The organism is Chryseobacterium hagamense (genome assembly GCF_007991455.1).
Taxonomy (GTDB): Bacteria; Bacteroidota; Bacteroidia; order Flavobacteriales; family Weeksellaceae; genus Chryseobacterium; species Chryseobacterium hagamense.
In genome coordinates, this window is record NZ_BJYJ01000029.1 from 29266 (window position 1) to 44340 (window position 15075).

The window sequence follows — 15075 nt, forward strand, 5'->3', positions numbered from 1 at the left end:
CGTTTTTATGGTTAGGGCTGATCAACCGCAATGCTTCTGATATCCACCTGGTCGATCAGGGCAACATCTGAAGGGCCTGCCCCTTCTATCTTGATGACACTTATTTTGTACAGAACCGATGGCATCACTTTTCCGCCCAACAGTCCCCAGACATAGCTCAGCTGCTCAAAAGGAACCGAATGCATTTCGGTCCTGAAACTGAAATCTTTGCTGCGGTCATTTCCCATATCCACGTATTTTAATACATTATTGGCCTGGATCACTTCAATCACTTTCGAGATACTGGCCAATGCACCTTCATAAGATGATCTGTTGGCTGAGATCATTACATACAGGTTGATGTAGGCAGGATCTCTCATTTCATATCTAAGGGCTGTTCCGCCTGCCATGATCTTGCTGTATCTCGGGGCATTTTTCAGGGTGGGTTCTTCCTGAACATTCAGCAGAGTGATGATTACCTTATCGCTCAGGCCCGAAGTACCGTCATCATGCTTGGCAACGTCTGCCACAACAACACTATCTTCAATAATGTCTGCCGTATTCAGCTTGTCCTTTAAAACGTTCAATACTTTGCTTATCATAATTTTGTTCTTTCGTATTATGGTGCAAACATACAATTCCGGTTCGTCAGAAGACAAACATTTCAGGGTCCCAAACCTGTCTTTGCAGTAAATGGAATTTTTATTTTCAACTAAAAAAGAATAAAAATAACGATTTAAATAATTAATAATCAACACTTTATTTTACCGACAGAAATATTTAAAATAAAAGAATATCCTGCTGCTGGGTTGCTGTAGTAAATCCAGACAGGGTGATTATTTCAATTTCACCGTCAATCTGAACCGGAGCTAAAAGATGATCTGTAAGTTAGAAAAGAGAAGCCGACGGCCGGAAGTTCTATAGGTTCAGCTACTGCCGGAGCTCCCGGGTATTTAAAACATGATTTACCTGTCGGGCTGTTTTTACTTTTTAATTAAAATAAAAGTCAGTTGAAATTCATTCAGCTAAGCCTGCGGGATTTCATGATGTCCTGTTGATGCCAAAACGTAAAATACAGGTTACTGAAAAAGGATCCAAAACAAAGTTCCCCCTTTGATCAAGTGACAAACGATTTAGCCTGATCATCAGCCCCTCCTCTTTTCGACAAAAGAAACTTCCGGCATCCGGCATCCTTTTTCCAGCTCATTACCTGATTTCTATTTCGGGTTTCACGTTGGGTTTATGCCGGGCGGTTCTGGCAGATCTGACGTTTCTCTCCACTGCAAAGACTGAACGGAGAGTCCGAATCATTCGTCAAACGGATTTTCTTCTTTTAATTTTGACCCCACAATTTAAAACCTAATCCAATGAATATTAAGAAAATTTTCGGCCAGCGCAATGAGATCATCGGCGGCCATTTCAACGAACTCCGCTCGAAACTGGGACTTGCGGATCAAAACGAAGAATATGTCTTTGCCGTAAGAGAAGAAATCTGCAATGCCTGCCCTCTGAAAAACGGCAACAACTGCGATACCCAGAAATGGATCAACCCGCAGACCATGGAAGTGGCAACTGCCCCGAAAGAAGGCTTCATCAGAGGCTGCGGATGCAGGCTGAGCGCCAAACAGAAATCAAAAGCCAGCCTTTGCCCTGCCGGATTCTGGGGCGGGGAATTCAACTAGAACCCAATCATCCGGCAGCAGTCACCTTGTTTAATCAAATTTCCTTTACATGAACCAGGACCATATCATCAGGAAAGTTTTTGTTGAAATTACCGTCGGCAACAAAGAAAAGGCCTACAGCATCAAAGACGGCATCAGCAGCTTTTTGTCTGTTGAGGTTTTTCCGGAAATCGAAAAGTATGTTGATGCCCTGGAACGCAGATTTCCGGGCCAAACCTTGCAGATCCCCAAACTGGATCTGGATCTGGAGGTAAAGAACAGTGCGCTGAATACCGAGCTGAAAAATACAATCATTCAGCATTTTAAGGAAGAATTGTCGGCAATTGCCGAACCGGTTTTAAATGAGGAGCAGGAACCGGAAAACAGCACCGCAGCCCAGCTTGTCGGAAGTACGGAAAAAATGATCCGGACCCTGATCTATTTTCTGGAATATGGCTCGCTGCCCTGGTGGAACCCTGACAAAAGAGGGATTGATTTCCTCGACCCTGCGGTATTCGACACCCTGATTTCAGCCGACCGTTTCCTTCAGATGATGAAGCCTGCCTTACAGAAACAAATCGTACGGGACCGGCTCATTCATCAGTTGCCGGATGTTCAGATTGCCCAGTTGTGCCGGGTGCTTGTGAAAGATCAGAAAACGGACATCAGCCCGGAGCCGGAGACAATCCGTTTGATCCCGGCACTCACCCTACCTGACCGGACGATGGTCTGGCAACTGATATTGCATTCGGTATCAGCATATACGGCTCCTTCAAGCGATAAGTTCCGGGAATATCTGATCCGGCAAATTGTAAAAGCAATAACGGCGGGAACACTGCAGGCGGAAACCATCCGGAAGAACCTGAAGACGATTATGCAGGTATTTCCTTTCCTTAAAAAAGAGGAGGTTGAGAAGGAGATTACAGAAATCCTGAAAATCAGTCAGCCCGACCCCACGGAAAATGCAAAACCCTTTTCAGAAACCATTCATCAGGAAGAGCTGTCCTTTTTTGAAAAACCAGCATCGGAAGAAAGCATTCATGAAGAAGCCGTACCTGATGACGGACAGTACGTTGCACATGCCGGACTTATCCTGATCCATCCGTTCATCAAACCTTTTTTTGAGCACTGCGGAATTCTGGATCCGAAAACCCGGCAGCTCCTCGATCCGGAACTGGGGGCCCATCTGCTGCATTACCTTGCTACCGGAAAGACCAACGCCCCCGAATATGAGATGGTTTTTGAGAAATTCCTGTGCAATATCCCGGCGCACCAACCCATCAGCCGGCACGTTAAGCTGTCGCGCAAGCACAAGACGGAGGCTAAAAACGTTATCGAAAGCGTCAGGCACAACTGGAGCCCGATGAAAAATTCATCCGCCGCCTTGCTGCAGAACGAGTTTTTCCAGCGTCCGGGCAAACTGGTCGTCACCGACTATGATTATACCCTCACGGTAGAACGGAAAACCCAGGACATCCTGCTGGACAGGCTGGCCTGGGGCATCGGCCTGGTGAAGCTGCCCTGGAAGGAAAAGTTTATGTATGTGAACTGGTGAGTAAAGACTGGAAGAGGGAAGCCTGGTGCCGGAAGTACTTTCAGTTAAGATACTTACAGGATTTATGCATATTAAAATGATTTTTTTATCAGGTCAAATAAAAATTTCATAAAAACCTCAATCATTCCTTTTTAATTAAACTACTGAATGTGAATTAATTATATCATACCCAAATTAAACAGATCTAACCTGATTTTAAAATTAAACTGAACTTTTAAAATATAATTTAACCTGAAAACCGAAACACGGGAGCAAAGCCTGAAGCGGCCCGGCATTACCGATTACCAACCGGCCGGGCATGGCTTCAGATGATTTAACCTAAAAACACTTTAACCGGTCCGGTCCTTCCCGATCATCCGGTAGTATAGAGCACTGCCGATATCGCCGTGCTTTATATTACTTTAAAAGCAAATTCAAATAAAAACATCAAGTCCATGAAAGCAGCACAACCTTTAGATAAAGGCAGCAGCAATCCTCACGGCCCGGGCAAAAAACAGAAGCCCGAAAAGCCTGTAGTGGTCCCCCTGCCGGTAACCGAAGTTGCCAATTTACAAACCCGGAAACCGGAAACCACCGCCATAACAGCCGGATCAGTAAACCCTTCTTCCAACAGGACGGGCCTGAACGGAACCATCGCTCCGGTCCACGGCTCAAAGACCATTTACGACCGGGGTGCCGAAATCCGGTACGGCAAGTTTCAGGAAAGCCTGGCGGAAACCGGAGATATCAACCACCCCGAGACCAAAAAGCTGGAGAAAAGTTACATCTCCACCTTAAGCATCGATCAGATCCGGGATTACCACAACCTGAAAAACGGAACGTACCTGCCGAAGACTTTGGAGGAGCAGGCGGCGGTTTACCGGGAAAACAAAATACAGAAAGAAGCTCAGCAGAAAGCAAAACCGGCAGGTTCCGGCAATGCGGATGACGCTCTGAACGGCCTGTCACATGCTCCGGCTACGGAGCTGGCAGCTCATTTCAATACCGTCCAGGACAGCAGCGCCGGTCTTTTCAATACCAAGGCTGAAAAAGCGGCGCACAGGCTTCCTAAAGTGAATGCAAAATCCGGCAGTGCCTTCACCGGATCCAAACCGAAACGTAAAGCGGGTCCGGCGAAGAAAACAGCAAAGCCCGGTAAAAAAACCATTCAGCCGGTTGCCCAAAAGCCGAAATCAAAAGAAATTTCTTTTGCCCAAAGCGAGCCTCTGAAAAAGACCAGCTACGCTTTTAATGCAGCAGGCCAAACCGGAGGCCTGGAAAAGCAGGCTCAGCATGTATTGGGCAATCTCAAACTGGATACCTCAGCCATTCCGGCGGCCATGCAACAGGATACCCGGGTACAACTGACGGGAGAAGCCGATACGCAGCATCTTGCTATCGAACAGCAGGAAGCGGCTCATGACATGGGCATCCAAAAGGATCACGCAGAAAATGATATCCATAAAGACTACGGTGAAAACGACATCATTAAGAAACCGAAAGACGAGATCCTTAAGCCTTCGCGAAAAATAAGTGCCAAAGCGGTTAAGAAGCAGCCTCTTGAAACACTCAAGCTGGAAGGTATTGACGAAGCCGGAATTAATGCCCAGTTTGCCCCGGTCATCCAGACAAAAATCGGCGCAGAGAATGAGAAATACAAGGCTGCCGAACTAGAGCATGACCAAAAGGTGCTGGAGCAGGAAAAAACGGCGGAAACGCAGATCGGAACCGAAAAGGACCGGTCGCATGAAAAGCAGCTGAAAACCGTAAAAGACGCCCGGTCGGACGTCCACAGCTCCAGGGTGGAATGGCAGCAGACCCTGGATAAAACAGAAGCCGATTTTGCCGGAAAGTCCGGCGACCATGCCAAAGCCACGCTAGGCCATATCAAAACGGAAAAAAGCAAAGGCGAAACCACAGCCCAGGGACATGTCGACAAGGCCAATGCGGAGGCACGCAAGAAGAAAGAGGCTGCCCAGGCCGAAGCCCGGCAGAAAAAAGCGGAACAGCAGAAAGCCAGCGGCGGGTTCTTCGGCTGGATAGCCGACAAAGCTTCGGCATTCATCAATGCCCTGAAAGATGCGCTGAATTATATTTTCACCAAGCTCAGGGATGCCGTTAAAGTTATTTTTGAAGCGGCTAAGACCCTGGTGCTGGCAGCCCTGGAACTGGCGCGGAAAGCCATTGTCAGCCTGATCAAAGCATTTGCTTCCGTCATCAAAGGCTTTCTGGACATTGCCCTGGCAGCTTTCCCCGGTATCAGGGACCGACTGAAATCCCGTATAGACAAATATGTGGCCGTCGCCGAAAAGCTGGTGAACCAGGCCTTTGAAGTCTTCAAAAAAGCGGTGGTGGCTGTGATTGATTTCCTGGCTGATGTTGTGGATAGTTTATTAGCCTCATTACAGGCGGTTTACAACCTGATCCTGGATGCCGTTAACTTTATTGTGGCGGGGATTATAAAGATTATGAAGGGGTTAGCAAACTTAACTGCTTCCGCAATGCTAATGCCGGACAACTTTATGGGACAAATCTCCGAAGAATTTCTGGGAATGGATATCACACAGCCGCTGCCGTTTGAGAAAACAGCTATGGCTGAAGCGACAGGAACGGATCCGGATCTGGCGTATGCTGATCTGTTGGGAAGAAGCTCTTACGACGAAAGTGATTTCCATGTGGATCCTGTAACCGATGATATGGAACTGAGCCCGGAACTTCTGGCCCAATTGCAGGACAGCAACGGCGAAATTAATTTCGGAGCCAATGAGAATACCATCCATAGCTTTAAGCAATCTGCTTTGGGACCGGAAGAATCAGAAAGCAGAGGCGATGTGGCACAAAACCAAAATATCCCTGCTGATCCTTACGCTCAGGCCGACTGGTTCATCAACTACCAAAATAGCCAGTCACCAACAAGTACGGATACCTCAAGTGCTTCCGGTAAGCAGCCAGCCACATCAGCTTCAATGCCTGAGGACATGAAACTGGTCGGACCGTGGACTCCGGGAGTGCGTTTGTACTATCTGAAGGAACAGATGTGGTCGGGAATAAAGAAAAACTGGGCAGAAAACAAATGGAAATACATCGGTATTGGAGCGGCTGTTGTTCTAGGTATAACTGCCCTGGCAATCCTTACCGCAGGAGCCATTTTTGCGCTGATTCCGCCTGCGCTTGAGATTTTCGCGGCTATCATGATGGCACAGGCTGTTGCAAAAGCGAGCGGATTCTTCAAGACATTTATGACTGATGGCTGGTTGGGAAAAACAGCTACTGCAGGAAAAGCTTTAGCAAGAGCAATCGGGATTATTTTAGTTGAATTACTTTTCATCCTTTTATTCGACTCTGCAGCATTGTTTAAAGTCTTAAAAACAGCAGCGAAAGGCGGCGTGAAAGGAGTCTTCAATTTAGCTAAAGCAGGTGCCAGGAATACGCTGAAAGCAGGCAAAAATGCACTGGTCGCCACAGGAAAAGGATTTATAAAACAAGCCGGTAAAGCGAAGTTTTTTGTTCAGGGCATAGGAAAAGGAATTGCCAAAGGTGCTAAAAATTTAGATGAACTAGGTGAAAACTTAGCAAAACGGTTTAAATTTAAAGGATTTAAAATTGTTGTCAAAGGATTTAAATTTTATCTTTACGGAAGTGTTAATCCTTGGGTTTTACTGGCGAGTGGAAAATTAGAATTTGTAGATGATCCAAAATTAGGAAAAGTTGGTGATAAAGTAAAAGTTGGTACAGAAGAGGCATTCATTGTTGGAAGTCATAGTTCCAAAGGAGCTAAAAGTGCCAAGGAAGCTTTAGAAAAAGGAGGTGTTAGTAAATTTGTTGACGATCTAGTTGAAATTTCTGATGATGTTGATGCATTAAAAACGAAATTTAAGGAATTAGATACAGCTCCCAATGCAAAGAATGAGATTTATCAAGGTACTAAAGATCCTGCTTGGTTCAGTGATCCAAACATTTCACAGGCAGCAAAAGATGCTGCTAAAAACAGATCTCAGCTTAGAAAGAATTTGAAAACTGTTGCTGGTGAAGAGGCGCATCATGCTCTTTCTATTTCAAACATAGGTAGAAGTAAGGTTTATCAAGATGCTATAGATGCAGGATTTGAAGTTAATACTATTATAAATGGTATAAATCTTAAAAAGTATAGCAAATCGTTAGGGTTAACTGATGGGGTACACGCAAGTCATCCTTTTTATGATGATGCAGTTTATAACTTATTAGAAAAATTTCGTTTACAATTTGCACATTTACCAAATTATAATAAATCAATGGCAAAAAACTTTACGGAAGAATTATCTACGAGAATGTTAAAAGAGTTAGATGTATTATCTAAGCAAAAAAAAATAAAAGTAGACGATTTATTTAGACAAGGAGAAAACATGGGTAATTTAAATTCGAAAGTTATATACGACGAGGTATTAGAAAGTTTTTTAAAAAATATTAAATAAATGAGAAAGATAGTTTATTATACAATGAAGTTATCGACGGAAAGCGAAATTGTAGGAACATGGCCACAATTGGATGTCCCAAAGAATTACTTCAAGGTTGTTAACAATTTTGAAATATTACAATTCAGAGAGTTTCCTTCCGTCGAACCAAATCTTGATAATTTTATTCTTAAAAGAGCGGCAAAACTAACTGATTTATTAAGTTCTTATTTACCTGCTACTTCCATAGGTGTTTTTGTAAATCAAAAATTTAAAGACTTAATAGCAGATTTTTATGTAAAGAATTTCCGGTTTTACAATTGTTCAATAATTACAGCCGATAAAGATTTTATTAAGAAATTAGCTGAAAATCCTTATTTTTTTCTTCATCTAATATATGTCAATGAGATAGTTGACTTTAGTCTATCGGTATTTAAAGATTTAAAAACGAGCGAAATTATTACCGGTAATAATGAAAATCAGCTACCTATGTTTTTAAGCCCTCAAAAATTAGTATTAAAAGAAACTCCCGATTTATTTCGTTCTCCTTTTGATGTTGATCTTTTAGTTTCACAATTACTTAAAAAAGCCATAGAAGAAGCTAATATTTCCGGAGTATGGTTTGAAGAATTTACAGGAAATGAATTTTATATTAAAGAATAAAGTGTCAACCAAATTAATAAAAAACCCGAAACTTTAAAAAGTTTCGGGTTTTTTATTAAGCTTAGTCAAAAGCTTAATAAATGTTTTCTAATGATTTAAATTTTATCTTTACGGAACTGTTAATCCTTGGGTTTTATTGGCGAGTGGCGAAGTAAAAAAATATTCACCTGACGAAATCATCTCTGGAAAGACATCAATAGGTGAAAAAGTTAATGTATTAGATGATTTAGGTAATGAATTCGAAGGTATTATTGTAGCGTCACCAAGGGGAGCAATTCAAGGAAGTCAAAAGCTTTGGAATGTTATAAAATCTTATCCGGGTAAAACAATTAAGTATGGCAACAATATCTTTAAGCTTGACAAAAAAAGTTTTCAGCATATATTTCAACGTCATCATCCGAGTTTTTGGGAAGGATCAGTAAGAGCGGAACAATCATTTTTACCTAAACATTGGGGCGTTAAAGATGTTGAAGAAGCAATAGTAGAAGTAATGAACCAAAATAGGACATTATTAATTGGTAAAAAATCAAATAAAGGAATGTTTCAAATAGAAGGAACTGTAGGAAATATTAATATAACAATGGGATTTAAAGATGGTAGAATCGGTCAGTTTTATACAAAATAAAGAAATTCAAGTAGAATTTTTCTTAAAAAAGCGAAATGTTGTCATTGATAACTTAAAAGATATTTCGAAGAATTGGCAGTTTTATTTTCTTCGTTTTAATGAATTAAATGAAAGCCAATTAAACGAATATTTAGAAGAGGACAACTTTTATATAGAGGGCGCTATATATATATCATATTATGGAACAGAACTAATAGGATTTAAATATTGGGATTTAATTGATCAATTATGCTCATATTTCATTAATTCTATTTATAGTTTAATAATAGATAATGAAGAGTCTGATAAGTTTTATTTTCCAGATCAACCCATTGAAGTTAATTTAAAAAAGGAAAAAGAACATATCTGGATTAAAATTGGTAATGAAAAACCAATTTATTTAAATAAAAATGTCTTTACTAAAGAATTTTTAAAGGCTAGTAAAGATTTTTATGAAAGAATAAATGTCAATTCTTACACATTGGAAATTGAGAAGATAGAAGAAACTCTCAAATCTATATAGTAAAAATCTAATTTTATAAAGAAAACTCTGCAAAGTCAAGACCTTGCGGAGTTTTTTTAATTGGTTTGAAGCTGTGCTAAAACTTTGCAAAACGCTTAAATTCAAAGGATTTTCTTTAGCTAAAGGACAGGTTAATTTATCTAAAGATAGTTATAAAAAGGTAGCTACTAATACACGAGCAAATAAGGCCTTAAAATTAATGGATGAGGTAACAGGAGGACACACACATGGTAGACATAGTGCAACAAAAACAGACAAATGGCTATTAGATAGAGCTGCTGGAGGAATATCAAGTACACCAATATTTACAGCTAAAGCAGCTACAAGGTTTTTAGATCCTAATACTCACATGAAAACAATTAAAATGTTAGAAAAGAAAATTCAAGGTGCAGTAAGTAGTGGTATTTATCCAACAAATATTTCTCTTCCTTCCTCCTTAACAGTGGGTAATAGAATCGCTATAAAAGAAGAGGTTATGGGATTTTCTGTAGGAACAGGATTCCTCTCTCCTCGTGGTGCAGCTCACCTTGGAAAATTACCAGGTGAACCTACCGGCTTACTAGATAAAGCTACAGGAGTCTTTGTAATTAGAGGCTTTGACAGTAGTGGTAAGATAATTTTACATGAAATAACAGCATTTCCAACATTATAATAATAATTTAGTATGAAAACAATTTATTTTAATTACATAGAATATATAATTGGGCAAGCAGTTGATGCAATATTTGAACAAGATTTTTATCATGCCTATAAAGTACGCTTTACTGAAATCAAAGAAATTGCTATTACTTACAAGGACTCGGATGTTTTTTTTCAAAGGTTAAGAGAAAGTCTAAAGATTACCTTAAATAATCTTGAAAGAATAAAACTATTTGATTTTTTCTTTATAGAAGATTTAGCTCCAAGTGATAAAAATGAGGACCTTAAAGAAATATTTTTTTTAATGTGGAGTATATTTTTTTCCCAAGAAAATTGGCAAGATGAAAGTTACAAGAATGTTTCTTTTGAAATAGACTATGAAAGATATCTTTATTTATAATTATCTAAACAGAAATTATAAAAATATAAAATTTCTGAAGGATGAAAAATATTAATATTTATAACCGAAATTCAAAGAATTCGTTAATTTACAAGAAGGATTATCTAAAAATTTTGGAAGAAATAGACTAAAACCCACTGAGTAGGAAAAGTACCGTACGAATTTTGGCAAAAAATGCATTAACAGGTAAAGGAATTATATTTTAGATATGAATTTACAAACATATAATTTACCGAAATATCCTTTTGATATTGAGAAATATTATTGGAAATTGACAAAGAGTCATTATGGTATTTTTTTTATTGAAATTAAGGGTTATTTACATAGTAATGAAGTAAACATATTATTGTTCTTTTTAAAAGAAGAATTACAATCTTTATATGATAGTAGTTATTATATTATTGATTTGTTGGAACTAAGCTTGGATGAAAATTATATCTTAAATTTAAATGATTCTTCATTTGATAAATATATTTTTATCGGAGATGTTGTTAATATCAAAGCAAAACATATTTTTAATGATACAATAGAAAGTATTAATTACTGCTCATCTTTAATGCAGAAAAAATATTTTGATGGAAAAATAAGAATATACGATTATAAAAATGATGTTCCTAAAATTTTGGAGTATAATGATCACGTATATTCATGGAACTTTGAAACCAAATATGATGAGAAAAGTAAGTTGGGCTATTTCAAACTAATAGGAACGTACCCTGTTTCTTTCAGAAATCTTGATGATGATATATTGGAAACAAAAAGGTTTTATTCCACTCTAAATAAATTTTTAAAATTTTCAGAGGTAAGACATGTTATCATTGATATTACGGATTTCAAATATCAATATTTAGATAAATACTTACAGGATTTTATACCTACTTATCAAGACTTTGATAGTAATCCAGCTAAAGTAAGCTATATAATCAATGAGGATACAGATACTACCTATGGTTTTATAAAAAATTCTAACCTGTTTTTTAGCTTAGATGAAGCATTAGAAACTTTGAAAATAGGATGAGCAAAATTTTATACAATTGATTGTAAAAAGATTAATGCTTATTGAAATTAATCTCCTTTAATAAAAGGATTACCAACAAAACTCCGCAAAGCTTAAAACTTTTGCGGAGTTTTTTAATTTACTCAAGGCTTAGGTAAACGAATCTCTAAAGGTGCTAAAAACTTAGACGAATTAGGTGAAAACTTAGCGAAACGGTTTAAATTTAAAGGATTTAAAATTGTTGTCAAAGGATTTAAATTTTATCTTTACGGAAGCGTTAATCCTTGGGTTTTATTGGCGAGTGGTGAAGTTACAGAAGTAAAAGAAGTAATAAATAAAGGTGGTAAAAAAGTAGGTCAAAAAGGAGAGTTTACTACTATAGCAGGTGAACAAATTGAGGGAATTCTTATCGGAACTGGAAGAGGAACAAGAAAATCCAAATTTGTAAAAGCTATAGAAGATGGAACTCAAGATGCAGATGAATTCTTGAAGTTAGCCGATGATTCCGCTAGACAACAACTTATAAGAGGTGTAGATAGTTTTAATTATGAAGAAGCCGTCAAGCTATATGGACAAAAAGCGGCAGATATAATTAAGAATCGAAGCAGTATTGCTAAAAATGCAGGAAAACATTTGGCTAAAGAATTTGAACAGGCTCATCACTTAATCCCGATTGAGTTAATACAAAAATCTAAACTTATTAGAAAAGCGATAGAAGGTGGCTTTGAGTTTAATGGGAAAATAAATGCGAAATGGTTAAAGCAATTTAGCAGTAAATTTGAACATTTAAAAGATGGAGTTCATGCAAGTCATCCTAATTATACCAAAGGGGTTGAAAAAATGTTAGATGATATCTTAGTAGGATTAGGAAAAAACGTTGATGAAATATCAGAAAATGAAGTGAAAGCTATTATGGATAATATTGCTAAAAAGTTAGCCAGGAAAATAGAAGAAAACCCAACAACAAAAATTAATGACTTATTCAATTGAAAACAATATTAATATGATTAAATTTTTTGAAATTACTTATAGTGTTGACGAAAAAATCATGGGATCTGAATCTCAGATTAATGATTTTTTTGATAGATCAAACTTTACCAAACAAGTTATTGACCTATATCAAGATAACAGGAAAAATACTTTTATTAATGATCAAATTATAAATCTTCACAATTTTAGTTTAGATAAAAAATCTAAACAAACAGATATATTGAGTAGTGATTATTTAAAACTTGATGGCTTTTTCATTAGCGAAAAATTTAGGGAAGTAATTAAAAATGCAATAGCACATAGATTTAGAGTTTTAGATACAACCTTATATAAAAAAGGCGAAAAAATTGATAACTACTTTTTTTTAAACATAATTAATACAGATAGCATAGATTACAAAAAAAGTTCATTTAGAGTTGATGCTTCGCCTGTTAAGTGGCGTGATGGAGGTAAAGAAATTGAAATTAATAATGAGGACGATTTATTTTCAAAGAATTGGGAAGTAATTATGGATGATCCTACGATGAAAATACTTCCAAAGAAAGCTATTCTTAAAGAATATGTTGATATAATTAAATTGGCCAATTCAAATTCTATTTACTTTTCAGAACATCTTAAGCAAAAAATAGAAGAAAAAAAACTGACTGGTGTCGTATTTGAAGAGACAGATATAGAATTTTATCTAGATCAATAAATTATACTTTTTTTAACCGAAACTTTAAATGGTTTCGGTTTTTTCTTTAAGCTTAGTCGAAAGCTTAAATAATTGTTGTCAAAGGATTTAAATTTTATCTTTACGGAAGCGTTAATCCTTGGGTTTTACTGCCTACAGGTGAAGTAAAAGAAGTAACAAATAAAGGAGGTAAAAAAGTTGGTCAAGAAGGGAAATTTACTACTATAGCGAACGAACAAATTGAGGGAATCCTTATTGGAACAGGAAGAGGAACAAAAATGTCTAAATTTGTAAAATCTATAGAAGATGGAAGTCAAGATGTAGATGAGTTCTTAAAATTAGCTGATGATTCTGCTAGACAACAGCTTATAAATGATGTAGACTCATTCAACTATAAAGAAGCTCTTGAAAAATATGGTAAACAAGTAGCTGATGTTATTAAAAATCGAAGCAGTATTGCTAAAAATGCTGGAAAACATTTAGCCAAAAAGTTTGAACAGGCGCATCATTTGATTCCAATTGAATTAATAACAAATGAAAAAGTTGGTAAGTTGATACAAAAAGCCATAAACGGAGGTTTTGAATTTAATGGTAAAATAAATGCAAAGTGGCTAAAACAATTTAGTAGTAAATTTGAACACCTAAAAGATGGAGTACATGCAAGTCATCCACAATATACCAGTAAGGTTGTAGATTTTATAGAGAATACAGTCAAAACTGAATTAGGTATGTCTTTAAGTCAGGTTTCTGAACAAGAAGCTAAAGAAATATTGGAAATAGTTGCTCAATCTCTTGATGAAATCATTACTGCAAATAAAAATATGAAAATTAATGAAATAGTTTTTTAAAAATGAAACTAGTTAAATATTATAAAATGAAATCCTCTATATCTTCAGAGGTTACCGGTATAAAATCGGAGAAAGAACAATTAATTGATTTTGTTGATTTTGAAAATAATACGCCTGAAAGAATTTCGAAATATGGTGTTAATCATTTCGAATTATTGGATGACACCTTTGATATGACTAAGTTTAAGGCTCATGTTCAAGCTAATGAAACAGATGTTTTAAGTTCTGTTTTTTTATCTTCAGATGGTTTTTTTATAAATAATAAACTTAGAACTATTTTAGAAGAATATAAAATTTCTAATTATAGATTTATGGATGTTAAAATTCATGGACATCAATGTGCAGATTGGAAATATTTTTTTTTAAATATTGAAAGTATATCAAATATTGATTATAAAAAATCAATATTTGTAATCAATAAAAGAATTAAGTCTTTACGCAAACCTGAGTTTGAAAAAGAAATTAATTCACCGATTAATTCGTTCAAAGATTTGGTCAAAGAAAATAAGCGAATCACTAAAGAAGAAGGTGTTTTATTTAGTTCTTATCCAAAAAAAATAGTTATGGATGAATATTTTGATTTACTTCGACCAGAAATAGATACGGTTATGTGGTGTTCAGAAGAACTAAAAAGAAGGATTGAGAAGGAAAAAATATCAGGTGTCGAATTCATGGAACTTAATGTTGAAGAAGTATTTATTAAATAATAATTATATACTTCAATAAAAAAAGATATTTACTTTAATCTTGCTCAATTAGATGATAAACTTTAAATGGAAAACCGAAATTTTACAAGTTTCGGTTTTTTATTTAGACCCTGACTAAAGGATTTAAATTTTATCTTTATGGAAGTGTTAATCCTTGGGTTTTACTGGATATCCCAAAGAATTACTTTAAGGTTGCTAACAATTTTGAAATATTACAATTCAGAGAGTTTTCTTCCGTCGAACCAAATCTTGATAATTTTATTCTTAAAAGAGCGGCAAAGCTAACTGATTTATTAAGTTCTTATTTACCTGCCACTTGTATAGGTGTTTTTGTAAATCAAAAATTTAAAGACTTCATAGCAAATTTTTATGTAAAAATTTCCGGTTTTACAATTGTTCAATAATTACAGCCGACAAAGATTTTGCT

Annotated in this window: 14 protein-coding genes; 13 read left to right on the forward strand and 1 reads right to left on the reverse strand. The window is 36.7% G+C overall.

Going from position 1 to position 15075, the window contains the following annotated elements; translation table 11 throughout:
- Window positions 1-11 precede the first annotated feature (11 nt).
- Complete coding sequence (locus CHA01nite_RS17375; protein WP_146943707.1) at window positions 12-581, reverse strand: Pvc16 family protein; 570 nt, start codon at window positions 579-581, stop codon at window positions 12-14.
- A gap of 765 nt (window positions 582-1346) precedes the next feature.
- Here CHA01nite_RS17375 and CHA01nite_RS17380 point away from each other — a divergent pair.
- From CHA01nite_RS17380 to CHA01nite_RS17440, 13 genes are all read left to right on the forward strand, one after another.
- Window positions 1347-1661 (forward strand): hypothetical protein, encoded by a 315-nt coding sequence (locus tag CHA01nite_RS17380; protein ID WP_146943709.1) that lies wholly within the window; start codon window positions 1347-1349, stop codon window positions 1659-1661.
- Window positions 1662-1710: 49 nt separating this feature from the next.
- Window positions 1711-3195, forward strand: coding sequence for a contractile injection system tape measure protein (locus tag CHA01nite_RS17385; RefSeq protein WP_146943711.1), 1485 nt, complete (start codon window positions 1711-1713; stop codon window positions 3193-3195).
- Between the two features lie 434 nt (window positions 3196-3629).
- Window positions 3630-7625 (forward strand): phage tail family protein, encoded by a 3996-nt coding sequence (locus CHA01nite_RS17390; protein ID WP_146943713.1) that lies wholly within the window; start codon window positions 3630-3632, stop codon window positions 7623-7625.
- On the forward strand, window positions 7626-8267 hold the full coding sequence (locus CHA01nite_RS17395) for an imm11 family protein (protein WP_146943715.1): 642 nt from the start codon (window positions 7626-7628) through the stop codon (window positions 8265-8267).
- 136 nt (window positions 8268-8403) lie between these two features.
- Window positions 8404-8892 carry a hypothetical protein gene (locus CHA01nite_RS17400; protein WP_146943717.1) on the forward strand — a complete coding sequence of 163 codons (489 nt, stop codon included), beginning with the start codon at window positions 8404-8406 and terminating at the stop codon, window positions 8890-8892.
- Window positions 8861-9394, forward strand: coding sequence for a hypothetical protein (locus tag CHA01nite_RS17405; RefSeq protein ID WP_146943719.1), 534 nt, complete (start codon window positions 8861-8863; stop codon window positions 9392-9394). The genes CHA01nite_RS17400 and CHA01nite_RS17405 overlap by 32 nt, the downstream gene beginning before the upstream one ends.
- Before the next feature lie 73 nt (window positions 9395-9467).
- Window positions 9468-10046 (forward strand): hypothetical protein, encoded by a 579-nt coding sequence (locus CHA01nite_RS17410; protein ID WP_146943721.1) that lies wholly within the window; start codon window positions 9468-9470, stop codon window positions 10044-10046.
- Window positions 10047-10058: 12 nt separating this feature from the next.
- Window positions 10059-10433: a hypothetical protein gene (locus tag CHA01nite_RS17415; protein WP_146943723.1), complete on the forward strand. Its 375-nt coding sequence runs from the start codon at window positions 10059-10061 to the stop codon at window positions 10431-10433.
- A gap of 208 nt (window positions 10434-10641) precedes the next feature.
- Window positions 10642-11451 carry a hypothetical protein gene (locus CHA01nite_RS17420; RefSeq protein ID WP_146943725.1) on the forward strand — a complete coding sequence of 270 codons (810 nt, stop codon included), beginning with the start codon at window positions 10642-10644 and terminating at the stop codon, window positions 11449-11451.
- 273 nt (window positions 11452-11724) lie between these two features.
- Window positions 11725-12420, forward strand: coding sequence for an AHH domain-containing protein (locus tag CHA01nite_RS17425; RefSeq protein WP_170234765.1), 696 nt, complete (start codon window positions 11725-11727; stop codon window positions 12418-12420).
- A gap of 13 nt (window positions 12421-12433) precedes the next feature.
- Entirely contained in the window at window positions 12434-13114 is a 681-nt protein-coding gene (locus tag CHA01nite_RS17430; protein ID WP_146943728.1) for an imm11 family protein, read from the forward strand.
- 257 nt (window positions 13115-13371) lie between these two features.
- Window positions 13372-13941, forward strand: a complete 570-nt coding sequence (locus CHA01nite_RS17435; protein ID WP_146943730.1) for an AHH domain-containing protein — start codon at window positions 13372-13374, stop codon at window positions 13939-13941.
- 2 nt (window positions 13942-13943) lie between these two features.
- Entirely contained in the window at window positions 13944-14648 is a 705-nt protein-coding gene (locus CHA01nite_RS17440; protein WP_146943732.1) for a hypothetical protein, read from the forward strand.
- The last annotated feature ends 427 nt before the right edge of the window (window positions 14649-15075 follow it).

Excerpts from the sequence above, each read along its gene's own strand:
- CHA01nite_RS17430 (WP_146943728.1), top strand. The coding sequence starts at position 12,434 with ATGATTAAATTTTTTGAAATTACTTATAGTGTTGACGAAAAAATCATG.
- CHA01nite_RS17395 (WP_146943715.1), top strand. The coding sequence starts at position 7,626 with ATGAGAAAGATAGTTTATTATACAATGAAGTTATCGACGGAAAGCGAA.
- CHA01nite_RS17420 (WP_146943725.1), top strand. The coding sequence starts at position 10,642 with ATGAATTTACAAACATATAATTTACCGAAATATCCTTTTGATATTGAG.
- CHA01nite_RS17440 (WP_146943732.1), top strand. The coding sequence starts at position 13,944 with ATGAAACTAGTTAAATATTATAAAATGAAATCCTCTATATCTTCAGAG.
- CHA01nite_RS17385 (WP_146943711.1), top strand. The coding sequence starts at position 1,711 with ATGAACCAGGACCATATCATCAGGAAAGTTTTTGTTGAAATTACCGTC.
- CHA01nite_RS17435 (WP_146943730.1), top strand. The coding sequence starts at position 13,372 with ATGTCTAAATTTGTAAAATCTATAGAAGATGGAAGTCAAGATGTAGAT.
- CHA01nite_RS17390 (WP_146943713.1), top strand. The coding sequence starts at position 3,630 with ATGAAAGCAGCACAACCTTTAGATAAAGGCAGCAGCAATCCTCACGGC.
- CHA01nite_RS17405 (WP_146943719.1), top strand. The coding sequence starts at position 8,861 with ATGGTAGAATCGGTCAGTTTTATACAAAATAAAGAAATTCAAGTAGAA.
- CHA01nite_RS17375 (WP_146943707.1), bottom strand. The coding sequence starts at position 581 with ATGATAAGCAAAGTATTGAACGTTTTAAAGGACAAGCTGAATACGGCA.
- CHA01nite_RS17380 (WP_146943709.1), top strand. The coding sequence starts at position 1,347 with ATGAATATTAAGAAAATTTTCGGCCAGCGCAATGAGATCATCGGCGGC.
- CHA01nite_RS17415 (WP_146943723.1), top strand. The coding sequence starts at position 10,059 with ATGAAAACAATTTATTTTAATTACATAGAATATATAATTGGGCAAGCA.